20 protein-coding genes are annotated in these 18,960 nt (G+C 47.5%); 9 read left to right on the forward strand and 11 right to left on the reverse strand.

The features are described from left to right. Window positions 1-3 precede the first annotated feature (3 nt). A complete protein-coding gene (locus P403_RS0106285; RefSeq protein ID WP_029331806.1) occupies window positions 4-513 on the forward strand; it encodes a DUF2529 family protein in 510 nt (169 codons plus the stop codon). 197 nt (window positions 514-710) lie between these two features. Here the strand turns inward: P403_RS0106285 and P403_RS0106290 are convergent, their stop codons facing one another. The 7 genes from P403_RS0106290 to rpoE form a co-directional block, all read right to left on the reverse strand. After that, window positions 711-2,033, reverse strand: a complete 1,323-nt coding sequence (locus P403_RS0106290) for a PTS sugar transporter subunit IIC (RefSeq protein WP_029331807.1) — start codon at window positions 2,031-2,033, stop codon at window positions 711-713. Between the two features lie 12 nt (window positions 2,034-2,045). Continuing rightward, the gene (locus P403_RS0106295; protein ID WP_029331808.1) at window positions 2,046-3,452 is read right to left on the reverse strand and encodes a glycoside hydrolase family 1 protein; all 1,407 of its coding nucleotides are present in this window, start codon (window positions 3,450-3,452) and stop codon (window positions 2,046-2,048) included. 14 nt (window positions 3,453-3,466) lie between these two features. Further along, a complete protein-coding gene (locus P403_RS0106300; RefSeq protein ID WP_029331810.1) occupies window positions 3,467-3,775 on the reverse strand; it encodes a PTS sugar transporter subunit IIB in 309 nt (102 codons plus the stop codon). Continuing rightward, window positions 3,772-4,119 carry a PTS lactose/cellobiose transporter subunit IIA gene (locus tag P403_RS0106305; protein ID WP_029331812.1) on the reverse strand — a complete coding sequence of 116 codons (348 nt, stop codon included), beginning with the start codon at window positions 4,117-4,119 and terminating at the stop codon, window positions 3,772-3,774. The genes P403_RS0106300 and P403_RS0106305 overlap by 4 nt, the downstream gene beginning before the upstream one ends. A 151-nt stretch (window positions 4,120-4,270) precedes the next feature. Next, window positions 4,271-4,981 (reverse strand): GntR family transcriptional regulator, encoded by a 711-nt coding sequence (locus P403_RS0106310; RefSeq protein WP_029331813.1) that lies wholly within the window; start codon window positions 4,979-4,981, stop codon window positions 4,271-4,273. Window positions 4,982-5,340: 359 nt separating this feature from the next. Next, complete coding sequence (locus P403_RS0106315) at window positions 5,341-6,936, reverse strand: CTP synthase (RefSeq protein WP_029331814.1); 1,596 nt, start codon at window positions 6,934-6,936, stop codon at window positions 5,341-5,343. 253 nt (window positions 6,937-7,189) lie between these two features. After that, complete coding sequence (gene rpoE, locus P403_RS0106320; protein WP_029331815.1) at window positions 7,190-7,714, reverse strand: DNA-directed RNA polymerase subunit delta; 525 nt, start codon at window positions 7,712-7,714, stop codon at window positions 7,190-7,192. A 169-nt stretch (window positions 7,715-7,883) separates the two neighbouring features. On the opposite strand from rpoE, the gene P403_RS0106325 reads away from it, so the two are divergent. Continuing rightward, window positions 7,884-8,330, forward strand: coding sequence for a GNAT family N-acetyltransferase (locus P403_RS0106325; RefSeq protein ID WP_029331817.1), 447 nt, complete (start codon window positions 7,884-7,886; stop codon window positions 8,328-8,330). A gap of 64 nt (window positions 8,331-8,394) precedes the next feature. Here P403_RS0106325 and P403_RS0106330 read toward each other — a convergent pair whose 3' ends face one another. Genes P403_RS0106330 through P403_RS0106340 form a run of 3 tightly spaced genes read right to left on the reverse strand, consistent with a single transcriptional unit; the run spans window position 8,395 to window position 10,651 of the window. Then, a complete protein-coding gene (locus tag P403_RS0106330; protein WP_029331821.1) occupies window positions 8,395-8,856 on the reverse strand; it encodes a heme-degrading domain-containing protein in 462 nt (153 codons plus the stop codon). Beyond that, complete coding sequence (locus P403_RS0106335; protein ID WP_029331823.1) at window positions 8,853-9,893, reverse strand: oxidoreductase; 1,041 nt, start codon at window positions 9,891-9,893, stop codon at window positions 8,853-8,855. Before P403_RS0106335 ends, P403_RS0106330 begins: the two co-directional genes overlap by 4 nt. After that, the gene (locus P403_RS0106340) at window positions 9,890-10,651 is read right to left on the reverse strand and encodes a DeoR/GlpR family DNA-binding transcription regulator (protein WP_029331825.1); all 762 of its coding nucleotides are present in this window, start codon (window positions 10,649-10,651) and stop codon (window positions 9,890-9,892) included. Before P403_RS0106340 ends, P403_RS0106335 begins: the two co-directional genes overlap by 4 nt. Window positions 10,652-10,787: 136 nt before the next feature. On the opposite strand from P403_RS0106340, the gene P403_RS0106345 reads away from it, so the two are divergent. From P403_RS0106345 to P403_RS0106360, 4 genes are all read left to right on the forward strand, one after another. Further along, window positions 10,788-11,630, forward strand: coding sequence for an SDR family NAD(P)-dependent oxidoreductase (locus tag P403_RS0106345; protein ID WP_029331826.1), 843 nt, complete (start codon window positions 10,788-10,790; stop codon window positions 11,628-11,630). Between the two features lie 91 nt (window positions 11,631-11,721). Then, window positions 11,722-13,290, forward strand: a complete 1,569-nt coding sequence (locus P403_RS0106350; RefSeq protein WP_029331828.1) for a GGDEF domain-containing protein — start codon at window positions 11,722-11,724, stop codon at window positions 13,288-13,290. A gap of 10 nt (window positions 13,291-13,300) precedes the next feature. Continuing rightward, entirely contained in the window at window positions 13,301-13,630 is a 330-nt protein-coding gene (locus tag P403_RS0106355) for a potassium channel family protein (protein ID WP_029331830.1), read from the forward strand. Between the two features lie 17 nt (window positions 13,631-13,647). Continuing rightward, window positions 13,648-14,289, forward strand: a complete 642-nt coding sequence (locus P403_RS0106360; RefSeq protein ID WP_029331832.1) for a hypothetical protein — start codon at window positions 13,648-13,650, stop codon at window positions 14,287-14,289. A gap of 530 nt (window positions 14,290-14,819) precedes the next feature. Here P403_RS0106360 and mgtE read toward each other — a convergent pair. Next, window positions 14,820-16,172 carry a magnesium transporter gene (gene mgtE, locus P403_RS0106365; protein ID WP_029331833.1) on the reverse strand — a complete coding sequence of 451 codons (1,353 nt, stop codon included), beginning with the start codon at window positions 16,170-16,172 and terminating at the stop codon, window positions 14,820-14,822. A gap of 230 nt (window positions 16,173-16,402) precedes the next feature. Here mgtE and P403_RS0106370 point away from each other — a divergent pair, with 230 nt between their 5' ends. The 3 genes from P403_RS0106370 to P403_RS0106380 are packed head-to-tail and all read left to right on the forward strand — an operon-like array spanning window position 16,403 to window position 18,902. Then, window positions 16,403-17,143 carry a metal ABC transporter ATP-binding protein gene (locus P403_RS0106370; RefSeq protein ID WP_029331834.1) on the forward strand — a complete coding sequence of 247 codons (741 nt, stop codon included), beginning with the start codon at window positions 16,403-16,405 and terminating at the stop codon, window positions 17,141-17,143. Next, window positions 17,140-17,991 carry a metal ABC transporter permease gene (locus tag P403_RS0106375; protein ID WP_029331835.1) on the forward strand — a complete coding sequence of 284 codons (852 nt, stop codon included), beginning with the start codon at window positions 17,140-17,142 and terminating at the stop codon, window positions 17,989-17,991. Before P403_RS0106370 ends, P403_RS0106375 begins: the two co-directional genes overlap by 4 nt. Next, window positions 17,988-18,902, forward strand: coding sequence for a metal ABC transporter substrate-binding protein (locus P403_RS0106380; protein ID WP_029331836.1), 915 nt, complete (start codon window positions 17,988-17,990; stop codon window positions 18,900-18,902). The genes P403_RS0106375 and P403_RS0106380 overlap by 4 nt, the downstream gene beginning before the upstream one ends. Window positions 18,903-18,960: the final 58 nt, after the last annotated feature.

The raw sequence follows: 18,960 nt of genomic DNA on the forward strand, positions 1-18,960 counted from the left end.
CCCATGATGAAAATTTTAGCGACTCAATTCAACGGAAAACTGCAAAGTCTCGTCAAACAGGAGGACGAATTGTTCGATGTCGTCCGTTTGTTGGCTCAAGCGCTCGTTGGTGAAGGAAAGGTTTACGTCGATGCTTATGGTGAGTTCACGGGACTCTATCCGATGCTGTCAGAAGGACCCGACCAGATGAAACGCGTCACAAAAATCAAAGATCATAAAACCTTGCATGCCGTCGACCGGATTTTAATCTTCACACCGGATACGGAACGGTCAGATTTCCTCGCCTCTCTCGCCCGCTATGATTCATGGCATACACCGTATGCGATTGTCACGTTTGGAGATGTAACAGAGACGCTCGAGCGCTCCATCGCACCGCTCGCCTTAACATTCAATAAAGGGTTGCTCCCGGCTGAAGACGGATCGCGTCACGGGTTGCCAAGTCTTGCCCTCGGTGCCTTTTTACTGACACATATCTTGACACAACTGCAAGAGATGACGGAAGAGTGGGATTGACGCTTTTCTTCTATAGTAATGACTGCTGAATCCTAGATGCGATCTATGCAAAAATTTAACCGAGTATCACTCTTTCATGTCGTCCTCTTTCGATGGGTGACACACAAAATACATGGTTCCATACAAAACAATTAAAACCGACCGACTCCCCTATTATTTCAAAAGAGGAATCGATCGGTTTTTCTATGAGCACGGTTTTATGCCGAAACTTGATCTTCCTGTGCTTTGACTTCTTCTCCATATGAGATTTGATCCTGCATTCGAACGAAAGGCAAGTAAATCGCAACGGACATAGCAATCGTCGCAATCTGTAAGAGTGCTGCCCGCCATCCTCCTATCAAGAACCCTGAGATGATTGGCGGAGTCGTCCACGGAACTTGCAAGGCATTAAACGGTTCGACCCATCCCCACAAAATCGTGAAATAGACCATGAATGATGCAATCGCCGGAACAATGACGAACGGGATAAACATGACCGGATTGAAGACGATCGGCATCCCAAAGATGACTGGCTCATTGATGTTAAACAGACTCGGTGCAAGCGACAATTTGCCGAGCTGCTTCAAGTGAGCTGAACGCGCAACCATAAGCGTTGCGATGATGAAACCAATCGTAATTCCAGTACCGCCAAGTTTCGTAAATACATCAAGAAACTGAATCGTAACGATCTTTGCATTCTCTCCGACGACAAGTTCTTTCCCCGAGTCGATGAGCGCTTGGTTCTGCAATGCATTTGCTGTCAACAATGGTCCCATAATCCCCATGATGATTGCCGCACCATGAATGCCGCACCACCACATAACAGACATCAAAACCATGATGAGCACTGCTCCAGCAAGCGTATCCGTTAAGTTTTGAATCGGTGCTTGAAGAACGTCATAAATGACTTCCGTGAACGTCCGATCAGCGAACGCCTGGAATACCGCAAACGTCACAACTGACAGTGTGATGACAGCTAATCCCGGTACGAGCGCTGAAAACGAATTGGCCACACCTGGTGGGACGCCATCCGGCATTTTGATACTGATTCCACGCTTGATGAACTGCGAATAAACGAACCCGACAACTAATCCAACAAGAATCGCTGCCATGACCCCTTGTCCGCCTGTCCAAACTTTTGGCACGACCCCGTTTACGACTTCTCCTGATTCCGAAAGGACTGAAGCTTGAGTAATGATTAAAAACGAGATAATTGCAAGGATACCAGCCGGCACCCCCTCAATCTTTTCATTTTTGACGTAGGAATAGGCAATGCCAAATACACCAATCAAAGCAAGGATGTCGAATGTCGCTCCAACGACCTGCGTCAGCGGTAACGTCCAATCTGCCCCAAATAACCCTGACATGAAATTTGCCCACCCCGGAATCGGAAGTGCCAAAATCAGTAGGAAAAGTGATCCGATGATAGTCATCGGCATTGTCAAAATAAATCCATCTTTAATAGCGAGAACAGGTTTTGCATTCGCAAAACGAGCAAAAGCTGGTGTGACTTTTTCGAATGCGGTTTCTAGACGGCTCATTCGGAAACCTCCTTATAGGTCTGCAGCGCGCGTGGCGATGATTTCTCGATACCAATGGAACGACTGTTTCTTTTTACGAGCAAGACCATTTGCATGATCGACATAGATGAAGCCGTACTGTTTTTTATAGCCGTTCAGCCAGCTCAGAAGATCAATGACCGACCACGCATAGTAACCCGAGACGTTGATTCCTTCTTGAACGGCATGCTTCACCGCACGTAAATGACCTTCAATGTATTCGATTCGTGGTGTATCTTTGATTTCTTCGCCGACGATTGGATCGACGTCACCAAGTCCGTTCTCTGTGATGTAGATTTTGACATCGCCATAACGGGCTTTTAGCATCCGCATTCCTTCGAGGAAAGCATCCGGCGCAATTTCCCAGCCCCACTTCGTATACACTTTATCATCCATCAAGACCGTCTTGTAAACACCATCGAACGATGGATTCCCAGGGCGACCTGTCGAATTTTCACGTCCGCCTGCCATGACGAGTGCTGTATCATTTTTCATGACACGTTGCGGGCAATAATAATTAAGACCAATGAAATCATTCATCGGAGCTGTCCGTTTGAGCAAGTCGAGCTCCTCTTCCGTCCAGTCAGGAAGAAGATTTTGTTGATCCAACTGTTTGACGACATATTCCGGATATGTTCCTTTTAAAATTGGATCATAGAACCAGTGTGTCGAAAATTCATTCGCGTGCATCTCAGCAAACTTATTATCCGCCTCATTATCGATGCTGAACGCTGGATTAAACACATGTGTGATGCCAATTTCACCTTCATAACCCGCCTGCTTAAAGCTTTCGATCGTGCGCGCATGTGCGACGAAGACGTTATGCGTCGTTTGGAAATACGCCTTTGCATCTCCTTCGATTCCTGGTGGGTGTGCACCTGACAAGTAGCCGAGCGAACAAAAGATGACCGTCTCGTTAAAGGTGATCCAGTTGTGGACGCGATCCCCAAAAGCCTCAAAACAAGTCTCGGCAAAACGGACGAACGCAGCGACCGTCTCCTGACTCCGCCAGCCGCCTTGTTCTTCAAGTACTTGCGGAAGATCCCAGTGGTACAGCGTCACGAATGGTACGATGTTGTGTTTTAAGCACTCGTCGATGACGTTGTTGTAAAACTCTAATCCCTTTTCATTCACTTCCCCCGTGCCATTCGGGAAGATGCGTGGCCAAGAGATGGAGAAACGATACGACTCGAGTCCCATTTCAGCCATCAGTCCGATATCTTCTTTGTAACGGTGATAGTGATCAATCGCGACATCACCGTTTGTATTTTCAAATGTCTTTCCTGGAATTTTCGAGAAGACATCCCAGTTCGAGACACCCTTCCCGTCCTCGTTCCATGCACCTTCGACTTGATAAGAGGCAGAGGCAGCACCAAACAAGAAATTTTTAGGCATTTTCACAGTCGTCACCTCGTTTATTTATTTGCGAGTTTGATCGCATGGTCCAGTACTTTTGTTCCGTTCATCATGCCGTAGTCAACCGTATTGATGACATCAATCGGAACACCTTTTGGTTCACAGATTTGTTTACCTTTCGCAAGTAAATATTTGACTTGTGGTCCAAGGAGCGCGACATCGATTGTATCCACATACGTTTCCATTTCCGATTCCGGGTACGCTGCGATTTCCGTTTCAAGACCACGTTCAGTAGCAACCGCTTTCATTTTTTCCACTAACATACTTGTTGACATACCTGCCGCACAGAAAAGTCCGATTTTCATCATTTTTGATCCATTCCCTTCAGTTGGTTGATTTCGTTTTGCATGTTCATCATGTATCCGAGCATTTCTTTTACAAGAATCGTATTCATCAAATGGTCTTGAGCATGTACCATCAAGACACCTACTGTAGCTGTTTTCCCTTGCGCTTCAAGCGTGACGAATTTCGTTTGGATGCCATGTGCTTCTTTTAATGTCGCATCCCCCGTCTTGACCGCTTCATTCGCTTCCGCGACTTTCCCTTCTTGCATGAGGAGCATTGCCTGGTGGTAGCTGGCTTTCGCGTCTCCCGAGAGGGCGATGAGACCAAATATATCTTCCGGTGTAATGTCAATCGTTTCAGAAACCATTGTATCTCTCCTTTTTGTATGGATAAATAAGATTCATAGGTACAAATTCTACAAGTTGATAATAGCACGCGTTAAATTTTATGTAAACCCTTTCTTATTGTATAAAATGTGAACAAAAAAAACGTAAGCGAGATGACTCTCTCGCCTACATTCATGATTTGATATTGGAGACTTTAAGCATTTTGACATGTCGAAAATGATGTGTAGCACGTGATACGTCAAAGATTTGACCATTCGTTAAATACACAGTGTTGTCGACGAGCAAGGCTGGATCATCTTCTTTCAGCTCGAGTAATACTGCGTCATCTGATTTCAAAAAATCAGCATAGATGACGCGATCAGCAAAGCCAATCGCGAGTTTTTGATCATTACGTAAATAGTTATAAATTGATTTCTGAATAATGTTTTCATCAAGGTAAATGACTAAACTTTTACGAAAATAGGAATCCTCGACTGAAAAAGGATGATCGTCGACCAGACGAAGACGCTTGACGTAATAAACGGGTGTTCCGACCGGACACTTCATTCGTTCTGCAACTTCTTCGTTTGCTGTCGTCTGCTCAAACGCAAGGACACGCGTTTCGACTTTCCGTCCACTAAAGTCACTAGTCAATCCTTGGAGTTTTTCGAGATTCACATAATCGCTGTTGTAATGATCCCGAACGAACACCCCACTCCCTTGTACTTGATAGACATATCCTTTATTCACAAGAATCTCAATCGCTTTTCGGACAGTATTACGGCTGATTCCATATTTTGTCGCGTATTCGTCTTCTGTGAGCAACTTGTTTGTATGTTGATAGACGTGATTTACGATATCCGTCTCGATTTGTTCTGCAACTTGCTTATACTTGGCGGTCATCGCTATCTACACCTTCCACTTAAATTTGTAGGAATGAATTCGCTATCATTATAGCAGATAAATTTAAAAAGCGTCCTTAAACTACGGAATCATTGAAATTTTAGAGATATGTCCCCTTCACAATCATAGATTCGTAGCCTGTGACTCCTACAGGGAAAAATGCGATTTCGCGCTAGCAGCGGCAAAAACGAAAAAAGACGCTTTTTAGGCAATACCGTAGGGAAAGACAAGTCGAGACAGGGAAGCGTGTCATGACAGCAAGCTCATGCAGACTCTTCACGCTTCATAAGAGTTTGTCTACACATCAAAACCCCCTGTTTCCGCTTGGAGACAGGGGGTTGATTTGCTTGTCCTACTTCTTATTCTCCAAGTGACGCTCGGATGAAGTCATGGAAGAGTGCTTGCGGACGTTCTGGACGTGAAATCAATTCCGGGTGGAACTGACACGCGACGAACCATTTGTGTTCTGGAATCTCGATGATTTCAACGAGACGGCCGTCCGGACTCGTACCCGAGAAAATCATGCCGTTCGCTTCGAACTGCTCACGGAACTCGTTCCCGAACTCATAACGGTGACGGTGACGTTCGTAGACAAGCTCGCTCGAATACGCCGCACGTGCTTTTGAACCTTCTTCAAGCTTACACGGGTAAAGACCGAGACGCAGCGTTCCACCGAGATCTTCGATGTCCTTTTGTTCAGGGAGCAAGTCGATGATCGGATATGGTGTCGACGGGTCGATTTCAGCCGAGTGTGCCCCTTCGAGGTTCAAGACGTTACGTGCGAATTCGACTGTTGCAAGCTGCATGCCGAGGCAAATACCGAAGAACGGAACGTTGTTTTCACGCGCGAAACGCGTCGCTTCGATTTTTCCTTCGATGCCGCGTTCTCCGAATCCGCCTGGAACGAGAATTCCATCTGCTGAACCAAGTAATTCGGCGACGTTTTCACGCGTCACGTCTTCTGCATTGATCCAGTCGATGTCGATGTCACTATTGAAGGCGAAACCGGCGTGTTTGAGCGATTCAGCAACTGAGATGTACGCGTCACGGAGCTCAACGTATTTTCCGACGAGTGCAATCTTCGTTTTCTTCTCAAGATGCGTCACCGTATGGACGAGTTGCTTCCACGCTGTCATGTCAGCTGACGGTGTATCGAACTTGAAGTAATCACAAACGAGTTGATCCATGCCTTGACGTTGCAAGTTGAGTGGGACTTCGTACAGTGTCGATGCATCTTGTGCTTCGATGACGGCTTCCGGACGTGTATCACAGAAGAGTGCGATTTTATCTTTCATTTCTTGCGGGACCGCATGCTCTGAACGAAGCACGATGATGTCCGGCTGAATTCCGTAACTGCGGAGTTCTTTGACACTGTGTTGTGTCGGTTTTGTTTTCAATTCACCTGCTGCTGCAAGATACGGGACGAGCGTACAGTGAACATACATGACATTTTCTTTTCCGATATCGTTCTTGACTTGGCGAATGGCTTCGATGAACGGAAGCGATTCGATATCCCCTACTGTTCCACCAATCTCCGTGATGACGACATCTGCGCCTGTCTCTTTACCGGCACGGAAGACACGGTCCTTGATCTCATTCGTGATGTGCGGGATGACCTGAACCGTTCCGCCGTTATAATCACCGCGACGCTCTTTTTTGAGAACCGTCGAATAGATGCGACCGGATGTCACGTTTGCGTTTTGGCTCAAGTTGATGTCGATGAAACGCTCGTAGTGACCTAAATCAAGATCGGTCTCCGCGCCATCATCCGTGACGAATACTTCACCGTGTTGATACGGGCTCATCGTACCTGGGTCGATGTTGATGTATGGGTCAAATTTTTGAATCGTGACGTTCAGACCACGGTTTTTGAGCAACCGTGCGAGTGAAGCGGCCGTGATTCCTTTTCCAAGCGAAGATACTACCCCACCGGTTACGAAAATATACTTTGTCATGAATAAAATGCTCCCTTCTCAAGTCCAAAAATCTAGCAGAGGTCTAATAAAATAAAAAAAGCAAAAGTGCCCCCATTTGCAGGAGACACTTTTGCTGAAATTAAGCACGTTGCTTAAAGAAGCCCATGACTAACTTACGTCATTCCGAAAACTTCGTCAAGCAGATTTTTAACAAATAAAAATCTTTCGTCCTTAGTCAGCCGTCAATGAAAAAACTACGATTTCTTGTTCGAAATCGCAGTTGTACGGTTGTTTATACTTCTTCTTCGTCGTCCTCGAAGTCTTCGAGATCGTCTTCTTCTAAATCATCTTCAAGATCGTCGATTGCTGCAACTTTCTTGAAAGAATCGTCTTCCGTGTCGTCAGCTGAATCATAGTCCGCTGTCTTCGCGAATGTATCGAGGTCATCTTCGATTGTCTCGAATTCATCTTCTTCTGCGTCATAGTTGAACTCTTCTTCGAACTCATCGAGTTCACCACGTTGACGTGCTTCGATGACGAGATCCTCGTCTGACTTATCAAACGGATACCAAGCACGGAGTGACCAACGGTTTGCTCCGACGTTAACGAAGTTTCCGTCGATGTTCATGTCTGTATAGAGTTGAGCAAGTTTCTCGAACTTGTCTTCTTCACCTGTAAACGAATGATACTTTTCAATTTCTTTCGTGATGTCATCGAAAGTGATTGGCTGTTCGCCAGCTTCTTGAAGCATTTCATTGACGAATTCAATCAGTGAAAGTTCAGTAATTTTTTCTTTACTCAAACGGCTGAGGCTCATTGTGACGGCCACTTCCTTTCATTTGCGTTCAATCCATTACTTCTCATTATACGCAAAATGGCTTTTAAAAATCCAGTCTCTATTCGAAAAAAGATTAATTTGCTTCATTTTTGTGTTTCTGTCCTCACTAATAAAGGAATAATGGAGGGAGAAGAAGGAGGAATCATTGATGGAGATGACGATTGAACGTGTAAACGATTTTGATGGATACAATTGGTTACCTTTACTTGCGAAAAGCTCGCAGGAAGGATTTCGATTCATCGAGTACATGTTACGGAACCGCCGCGACGAAACCTTTCAAGAGCCCGGCGAGGCGCTATTCATCGTCCTTTCGTCGATCGGGCAACCCATCGCCTGTGGTGGTTATACGAAACAACCGCATGAAGCTTCGACCGGCCGGATTCGGCACGTCTATGTGTTACCGGAAGCACGGTCCAAAGGAGTCGGAACGAGATTACTCGAGAAGATGATCCAGGAAGCTTTCTTAAGTTATGACCGGCTCATACTCTTCTCTGATGCCGCAGATGGTTTTTATCGTCGTCTTGGATTCGTACCTGCATCCGGTGAGAAAATAACCCATGCACTAGTAAAATCGAACGATCGGGAACAGGTATAAGAATCATTTTTATTTTTAATAATCGAAAAGACCGTGTTCCCTGAATCGGGGACACGGTCTTTCCTTACTTCATTCGTTGTTTTAAGAAAGTCAACGCATCGACCGCTAATTGATGATCGGCCTCTTGTGACAACCCTGACACAGTCAGTGTTCCGATGATTCCGACGCCTGCGACCCGAATCGGAAACGATCCCCCCGCGTCCGCATAATCAGCTGGTGCAACGGCGTACATCGTATGGTAGGACCGTTGCTTTAGCTCATTGTAGACACGCATGTAGAGCGAGCTATGTCCGTGACGGGTGACGACGTTTGATTTCCGTCGAATCCACTCCTCTTGATCGGGAGCCGTTCCTTCGAGTGCCGCGTAATACAGCCGTTGTCCATTGCGTTTGATTTCGACGGCAACTGCTAACTCTTCGCGCAGTGCCCGCTCAATGACATATTGTCCGGCAGCAATCGCCTCTTGATTCGTCAAACGCGTCAAGACGAGCTGTTGTTCTTGCTCGAGTAACGTCTCGATGTTCATACGTCCCACTCCTTCCGACGAATCGTCCGTCCGTCTTCGCTACTCTTGCGGACGGCTTCAATCAGCTTCATTGTCTTCAAAGCATCATGCAAGTCGACCGGCAGTCGTCCTGTCGCTAACCCGTCCGCTAAGTCGCGGTAATAGCCGAGGTAATTCCCGGACAGCGTTTCCAGCCGTTCTGCTGCCTCGTCTGCCAGCTGCAGATGACCAAAGTCCTCCGGGTCGTCCTCACCTAACGTCCCGTCCGCTTTCCGCCCTGAAGCAAGTCGCGCTTCTTGCGGGTCCATACCGTATTTCACATAGCTTCCCCGCGTACCGTGCAACTCAAAACGTGGTGTCGGCCCCTGGACGAATGATGTCGAGCGAAGAATCACCCGGCGTTTGCCATAGTGCAGCGTGATATGGAAGCCGTCATCCGTCTCTGCCCCCTCACGTTGCATCAAGACGTCACCCGTCAATTCGTCCGGTTCACCGAACAAGGCAAGCGCTTGATCAATCAAATGGGAACCGAGATCAAACAAGATGCCGGAACCCGCTCCCTGCTTCTCCCGCCAGCGGTCACGGACGACCGGGCGATAACGATCAAAACGTGACTCGAGCAGTTGCCAATCACCGATTTCATTGGCTTCTATCAATTGCTCGACCGTCAGGAAGTCACCGTCATAACGACGGTTGTGATACACGGCGACATGCACCCGATGTTGTTCGGCAAGTGCCAGTAGCGCCTCCCCTTCCTCAATCGTAACGACGGCCGGTTTTTCGAGTAAGACATGTTTGTTTGCTTCGATTGCTTGTTTCGCCATCTCGAAATGCAGACCTGTCGGTGTCGTGATGACGACGAGCTCTGTTGCTTCGTCGCGCAAGGCTTCGTCGAGCGTCGCAACGACACGCGCTTCCGGGAATACCCGGTGGACTTTTTCCGCGTCCCGTGAGACGACTTGTCGGACATGGAATTCGGGTAACGCCTCGAGTAGTGGGGCATGGAACGTCACGGCTGAAAAGCCGAATCCGACAATCGTGGTTTGGATGGGTGTCATGTCAATTCCTCCTTCGCCACTTCAATCGTGACGTTTGCTTGATGTAGTCGTTCTTCCCAGTCCGCAGATGGACGCTCGTTCGTAATCAGGACATCGAGTTGTTCGAAGCTACAGACTTTATGGAAAAAACGTTTGTCGAACTTCGTCCGGTCGGCTAAGACGATCACTTCTGCCCCGCTCCGAATCATCGCCTTTTTGACGATCGCTTCTTCTAAATTTTCTGCGAATACCCCTTCACTTGTCAGTCCACACGCTCCGAGGAACACGCGGTCGACTTGATAATTCAGGATGTCATCTGCTGTTTTGATACCGACGAGACTCCTCGCATGCGGATCGAACTTGCCACCTGTGACATACAAGTCGACGTTTGCCCGTTCGCCGATCTGCTCCGCGATTTCGAGTGAATTGGTGATGACTTGTAAGGAATAGAACGGGATATACGCCGTCATCTTCGCGACCGTCGTCGCCGCATCGAGCAAAATCCGGTCATCTTGCTTAATTCGCATCGAGGCCCGTTTTGCAATCCGTTCCTTCTCTGGTTGCTCCGTCCGTTGATCGTACTTCAAGGTGCGCTTCGCCCCCGCACGAACAAGCCCGTTTTTGATGCGAATGATATCGCCTTCACTTTCCAGCTGAATGATGTCACGCCGTGCTGTATCCCGCGAAATTTGATACGTTTCGACCAGTTGATCGAGCGTCAGCTCCGGCGTCGTCTTAATCCATTCACGCATCTTTTGTAATCGTTCTGCTTGACCCATGAGACACCTCCTTTGTATTCAACCTTTCTTTTATTTTAATTTTTTTCATTAAAAATTGCAATTTTAATGCAACTAAAACATATCCAGATTCGGGTAAAGGAAACTAACCCCACATTAGATAAGGAGGGACGATGACATGAAATCCATGTTAATTACGGGTGCCTCGTCAGGAATCGGATTAGCGACAGCTCGTCGCTTTGCTGAAGCCGGATGGACGGTTTACGCGGGGGTACGCGAACGAACGGAAACACTTGAAGACTTTAGTTCTACTCACCTTCGCTTCATTACAATTGATGTCACGGATACGGCAAGTTTAAAAGCAGCTTCTCACCAAATCGACCAAGAGGTCGGCCATCTTGATGTCTTGTTTTGTAATGCCGGCCAAGGCTTACTGCGGGCAATCGGGCAGGCGACGAGTTATGAGATCAACCAACTGTTTGAGACAAACGTCTTTGGTGTGATGCGAACGATTGAACAGTGTCTGCCCCTGTTAAAAGCGGCACCGCACGGGAGTCACTTGCTCGCGACTTCAAGTACGAGCGGGCTCGTCGGACAACCACTCAATGAAATTTATTGTGCGAGCAAATTTGCCGTCGAAGGTTTACTTGAAAGCCTCGCGACCTATTACAAGCCGTTCTTTTCAATTGATGTGACCCTGATCGAGCCCGGTGCCGTCGAGACAAACTTCACGGCAACCGTTCTTGACCAGCTTGAACAGTCAGGTGGCTTGCATGAGGATGATTTCAAACCAATCGTCGAAAACTATTTACGTCTGTACCGGAAACACCATGCGACGCGTCAGGCATCAAACGAAATCGCTGAACTCGTCTATACGCTCGTCCACATGAAAGAACCGAAACCGTTGCGCGTCCGCACGACACCGGTCGACGAGGCTTTCGTCGCCCATAAGACGTCTGCCGATCCGTCTGGATTAATCGGTATCACGAAGACACGTCAATTGACATTAAATCTTGAATGATTTCCCTCTTGTAAAAAAAACGCCGTCATCCTCTCGTCAGACGTCCTATACTGAGACTATATACCTACATCTTAGAAAGGGCGGTCTTGTCATGACGACATTATTTTTGTTTACTGCAGTTTATCTACTCCCCACGTTCATCATGTTTTATATGTCCGTCGACATTTTCTTACGCAACCCGAAACGAGCGGAACACCGCCTGTTAAGTCTGTTCACATTTGCTTACGGGATGATGTTCTTAGGCGAATTTTTCCGAAATGCTTCGCCGATCGAAATGAGTCCAGCTTTCGTGACGTACTGGTTCGGGAATGCCGGATTACTTGTATTTAGTACGTCTCTTCACTTTATCTTTCGTGTCTCAAATCTTCGAAAAAAGATCCCCCGTTTTTTGTATCCTGGGATTTTTTATGCACCGATGCTCATCGTCCTCGTCACGTATCTCTTTCAAACGAACGTCATCAACAGCCAACGTTTTGAACAAGTCGGTCTGTTCATTTACCCAGAATTCAATTCATCTTATTTAATTACGATCACCGTCGGAAATGTTTTTCACACCTTGGTCTTCACGTTACTTGTTTATACACGCAAACAATTAAACGATGCGCGGCGAGGGATTATCACCTTATTGATTTTCGCTGCTTCGCTCACACTCATCTGGAATATTTTATTCGGCTACTTTTCGTTTTACGGCAAGATCCCACCGTATGCGTATATGTATGGCGGACTCTTTTGGGCGGCTGCCATCACGATGTCCATGCGTCGCTTTGACTTTTTGGCTTCTTATCAAACACGCTTCGCGACACTTTACAACTTGAACCCGTCAGCCATCGTTCTTCTAGACCGCAGTGGCGTCATCGAAAGTGCCAATCCGGCCGCCTATCAACTGCTCGAAGAAACGGAGCTCGTCGGACAATCGTTCCTTGATTACTTGCCGCAAAACAAGCGAACGGACTGGCTCGAACATTACACGCACCACTTTGACTCTTCTAACCAATTCATCGAATACGAAACGAAAGTCGCGACGATTCAAAAACAGGAACGGTATGTCGTCATGGATGGGGATTTCGTTTTCATCGAACAAGAACTGCATGGGATGTTGCTCATTCGTGACATTCAAGCTTCCAAAGAGGCGGAACAGGCGATTCGTTTCTTCGCCTATAATGACCCCTTGACGAAGATTCCAAACCGGCGCAGTTTTTACGAAACAGCTGCGGCGGAACTCGCGCAACACGCGAGTTGCTCGATTGTCGTCGTCGACCTCGACGGATTCAAAGCAATCAACGATACGTTTGGTCACCAAATCGGTGATGAATATTTAATCCACATCGCACAGTTGTTAGAAGAGCATGTCGCAGAAATCGGATTTGCAGCACGTGTCGGAGGCGATGAATTTTTCTTATTGCTCTATGACCTGACACCAGAACAGCTCCATCACTTCGCGACGTCCTTGCTCGAGCGGTTCCAAGTCAATCCTTTCACGCTAGCTGAAGAATTAATCGACATCCGAACGAGTATCGGGATCAGTTTTTCACCTGACCATGGGATCAACCTTGATACATTGATTCACCATGCGGACCAGGCGATGTATGACGTCAAAAACAACGGTAAAAATGATTACCGGATTCATGATACGATGGACAAAACATTGCGTCAGCATTAAGGAGATTTATATGATTTCATTTTTAGCGATTTTTTCACGGTTGTTCAAAGGCATCCGACGAGCGTTTCAGATTTCTTATTTCCAAGGACTCCTGTTCCTCTGTTTGTTGACGTTAGTTTCCGGGACAATTTTCTATAGCACCGAAGAAAATTTATCGATCGTCGATGCTCTCTATTTCTGCATCACGACGCTCAGTACGATCGGTCACCCGACGTTCGTCCCGACGACGACACTTAGTAAAATCTTCACGATGGCCTACATTACGATTGGATGCGGTCTGTTCCTGACCTTGATTGCTACCCTCTCGTACGTATTGATTAAGCAACCCGACGAAGATTGATGAAGGGAGAACACTCAATGCGACAAGCGGCGATACAAAACAATTTCGATTGGTGTCGATTGATTTGTGAGCTCCATGGCTGTACGGTCACGGAAACACCGGATCGCTGGAAAGCGACGGGTGACGTACCTGCACTCTATCCGGAATTAATGATTCGGACGCCCCGCCAACACTTAACGCTCGATACAGCAAGCAGTATCAAAGATTGTACGGCGAGTTATGATTTTTCAAAAGACGGTCTGACTCATCTCTTTACGGCCGAGTGGATTGCCCGCCAACCGATTTATGATCGTCGGGCCCTACCGCCTGACTGGACGGTCGTGACAAACGTGCAGCTTGCAGAACAGTTTTTCAAACTCGTCGACGTCCATGACTTACCACGTGACCTATTCAATCGAAAAGAGGTCCGACTGTTTTTCTCCGATCAACAACAAGCGGCCTTTATCGCTTTTTCGAACGGGCAGACGACGGGACTTTCGCATTTAACATCGGATTATCTCGACGAACGCTTATGGGACGACGTCATACGACTCAGTTCAGCCCATTTTCCTGGGCAACGAATCGTCGGCTACGAGTATGGCGATCAACTGATCACAGCACTCGAAGCCGGATTTGATGATATCGGTCCGCTCGCTGTTTGGAAACGGATGACGCCTTGATTCAGGCGATGTATCGCTTATCGAGGTCGAAGAGTTCATGTAGGTGTACTGCCTTATAGCGCTTTCCCGTCTTCAAAGCGACACGCCTAAAAAGCGTCGCTTTCTTTTCACAATTACCATTTTGTCTACACGAAAAAACTGTAGACAACGTGCTATCGGGAAATCAAGCGTCTTTTTTCGTTGCTTTCCTCGGGCGAGGCGCAAGCCGTTGCTCCTTGATCCTCACGGACAATGAGCAGGGTCTTACCTGCCTCTGAACGTGCGTTAAAAACGCACTTTTCCCCGCAGGAGTCAACGAAACGTGACGCTTTTAGGTAACACTATGACGGAAAGCCAGTCATGCAGACGGTTTAGGGCGCAATCCGTCTCGAATCGCTTAGAACCGCGAAAAGCAATCGTTTGCGACCCTGCAGCTTTGCTGTAGCGGCGCGACCGGATTGTCTCTCGTTATCGCATGTTCACGCTTCACAAGAGTTTATTTACGCACTGAAGCACGCCTGACATATCGTCAGGCGTGCTTCTTCAATGTTTCACATCAAATGATTGATAAAGGCAGTCGCAATGCCGAAATAAACGAGTAACGACAAAATATCATTGAGCGTCGTGATGAGTGGACCCGAGGCAATCGCCGGGTCAATCTTCAACCGGTGCAAAATCAGCGGAATGATCGTTCCGGCGAGCGTTCCGAAAATCAACGTGATGATTAACGAACTACCAACGACGAGACCAAGAATCGGATTTCCTTGCCAGACATAGGCAATGATGGCGATTAAAATTCCGCACGTCACCCCGATGATTAAACCGACGCGGAATTCCCGTAAAATCAAACGCGTGACGACCTTTTTGTCGACTTCCCGTGTAATCAATCCCCGGACGACGACCGCAAGTGATTGCGTTCCTGTATTTCCGGTCATCCCGGCAATCATCGGCATGAAGAAGGCAAGCGCCACGACTTTCGATAGTGTCTCCTCGAACTGACTGATGATCGAACCAGAAACGAGGCCGATGAACAGTAATAAAATCAACCAGGGCAACCGACGTGTTGCGGCAATCAGTGGTTTCGTCTCAAAATCAATCGACTTACCGGACGCCGCCAGCTTCTCGATGTCCTCATTCGCTTCTTCCCGTAAGACATCTAACGCATCATCGACCGTAATCAGACCGACGAGTACATCGCCTTCGACGACAGGTAACGATACGAGATCATAGCGTTCGAACATCTTCGCGACATCTTCCTGATCGGTTTCAGCCGAGACACGGATAACTTTTTGATCCATGACGTCGCCAATTCGTTCGGAATTATTCGCGAGAATTAAATTCCGGTACGAGATGACGCCGACGAGTTCACTCAACTGATTGACGACGTAGACGTAATTAATCGTTTCCGAGTACTCGATGTAGTCACGCATCTTCTCGACGGTCTCCCCGACCGTGAAGTCTTCCGGGACCCAAATAAACCGGTTCGTCATCAAGCGACCGGCCGTCTCGACCGGATAGGTCAAGAGGTTACGGACGACGAGCGCTTCATCTTGCCGCATGCCGGATAGGAGACGATCGACTTCCTCTTCTTGCAACTCTTCTAAGATGTCGACTAAATCATCGTTTTCCATCAAGTCCATCACGTGACCGGCATGTTCGACATCGAGTCGACGCAAGACTTCTAATTGTTGTTCAAGCTCAAGTTCCTCAATGACATCTGCTAAACGCTCGTGATCGAGATAACGAAGCAGCCGTTCTTGCTCGACTGGCTCTAATTCGACATACAGCTTTGCTAAGTCATAGGGATAGACTTCCTCAATCGCTTGTTGTGCTTGTTCACGACGCTCTTTTAACAGCGCGTCTAGCAACAATAACTTCCACTGTTGTTCATTCGACTGACTCACGTTACCACCCCCCACGTTTTCTCCTTCTATATCTTAGCATGAGATGTTCGAAAGCTCCCCCTTTGAATCCAGTTGACATTTGCAGACAAACCCGTTAAAGTTTGCCCTAAGGAAACATTTATAGTTAAGAGAACGATAACTGACTTTGCGCAATCTATTTTTTTTAGTTCTTTTTTTTGCCCTAAGGAAACTTTTTATACCTCTACTAAAATTTGAAAGGAGCATGTACGATGTACGCCATAGAAGTAGAACAATTATCTGTCTCCTATTTTGAGACAACGGCACTTGAAGATGTATCGTTAAACATTTTATCCGGTCAGCTCGTCGGCATCATCGGTCCGAACGGGGCCGGAAAATCGACGTTCATTAAAGCCTTGATGGAGTTGATTCCTGCGCAAGCTAAAAAAATCACCCTGCTCGGACAAACGATTGATGCGACGCGAACTCAAATCGCCTATGTCCCACAACGGAGTGCCATCGATTGGGATTTTCCGATTCGTGTCCTCGATGCCGTACTGATCGGTTGTTATCCGAAGCTCGGGTTGTTCAAACGACCGAACAAACACCACCGCGCTTTTGCGAGTGCTTGTCTCGAACGCGTCGGCATGAGCGAGTTCGCCGACCGCCAAATCGGTGAACTGTCTGGCGGACAGCAACAACGGGTCTTCTTAGCTCGTGCGCTTGCCCAGGAAGCTGAACTTTTATTACTCGACGAACCGTTCGTCGGTGTCGATATCGTCAGTGAACGTGTCATCATCGATCTCCTGCGCACGTTGCGTGACGAAGGGAAAACGATCATCGTCGTCCATCACGATTTGAGTAAGGCAGCGGATTATTTTGACGAATTATTACTCCTTAACAAGACAACAATCGCGTACGGTCGACCGGAAAAGGTCTTGCAAGCAGATACGATTGAAGGGGCTTACGGGAATCCACTTGCCTTCTTGAAGAAAGCGGAGGTCTCCTCATGAATTTCATCGAAGCGATTTTTCAATATGATTTTTTACAAAAAGCACTCATCACGTCCATCATGGTCGGTGTGATTTGCGGCGTGATCGGATGTTTCATCATTTTGCGCGGCATGTCTTTGATGGGCGACGCAATTTCGCACGCCGTCTTACCCGGTGTCGCGATTTCCTACTTGCTCGGAATCAACTTCTTCATCGGAGCGGTCGCGACAGGTCTCTTGACGGCGCTCGGGATTGGATTCGTCAGCCAAAACAGTCGTATCAAGAATGATACGGCAATCGGGATTCTCTTTACGTCCGCCTTCGCGCTCGGGATTATCCTGATTTCATTTTTACGCAGTAGCAGCGACCTGTACCACATCCTGTTCGGTAACGTGCTCGCCGTCCGTCCGAGTGATATGTGGATGACCCTCATCATCGGAATCATCGTCCTCGGCGGCATTTATCTCTTTTACAAGGAGTTACTCGTGACCTCGTTCGATCCGACGATGGCAGCTGCCTACGGTCTTTCGACACGATTCATCCATTATTTATTGATGATGATGTTGACGCTCGTGACGGTCGCTTCTCTGCAGACCGTCGGCATCATTCTCGTCGTCGCGATGCTGATTACGCCTGCTGCGACAGCCTACCTGTTGACGAACCGGCTCTCACGGATGATTTTCCTGTCGGCCAGCTTCGGAACGATTTCCGCCATCATCGGTCTTTACTTGAGCTTCACGTATAATTTATCTTCTGGTGCGTCGATTGTTCTCGTCGCAACCGCATTGTTTGCGCTCGTCTTCATTTTTTCCCCGCGCCACGGCTTGATGCGGAAATGGAAAACATCAACAAAGGAGGTTGCTTCATGAAATTAAAAACGCTCATTCCAATCGTCGGTCTCAGCGCGCTACTCGCTGGATGTTCAAGTGAATCTACAGACAACGATAAACTTCAGGTCGTCACGACCTATTCGATTTTAGAGGACATGGCCCGCGTCGTCGGCGGCGAACACGTCGAGGTTCATAGTATGGTCAAAATCGGAGCAAACCCGCATGAGTATGACCCGCTTCCGACGGATGTTCGAAAAATGGCAGATGCCGATGTCGTCTTTTACAACGGACTCAACCTTGAAGCTGGAGGTTCCTGGTTCAACAAATTACGTTCAAGTACGAACAAAGACGATAAAGATGCTCCTGTCTATGAACTGAGTCAAGGTGTCCCCCCTCAATACCTGACATCTAAAGGGAAAGAGCAGGAAACCGATCCCCATGCGTGGCTCGATCTTCAAAACGGAATTCAGTATGTCGAAAATGTCAAAGACGGTCTCATTAAAGAAGACCCGGAACATAAAGCTGATTATGAAAAAAATGCATCGTCCTATATTCAAGAACTTGAAACACTCGATACGCGAGCAAAAGAACGCTTTGCCCGGATACCGGAAGAACAACGTCATCTGATTACGAGCGAAGGTGCGTTTAAATACTTTAGTGATGCTTACGATTTTAAAGCCGATTACATTTGGGAAATCAATTCAGATAATCAAGGGACGCCGGATCAAGTTCGCCGCATCGTCGACTTGATTAAACAACAAGAGATTCCCGTCCTGTTCGTCGAAACGAGCGTCGATCGTCGGAGCATGGAAACTGTCTCGCGTGAAACCGGCGTCCCGATCGGTGGTACGCTCTACACCGATTCACTCGGTGCCGAAGGAAAAGACGGATCGACCTATTTGACGATGATGGAAGCGAACTTCGATACGATTGAACAACAATTGAAATGAGCTAGTCATCGAATCGTCATCATCCCCCTCTCAAATCGATTAAACGACACGGTATACT

The sequence above is a fragment of the Exiguobacterium oxidotolerans JCM 12280 genome, assembly GCF_000702625.1.
In the GTDB taxonomy this organism is placed as follows: domain Bacteria; phylum Bacillota; class Bacilli; order Exiguobacteriales; family Exiguobacteriaceae; genus Exiguobacterium_A; species Exiguobacterium_A oxidotolerans.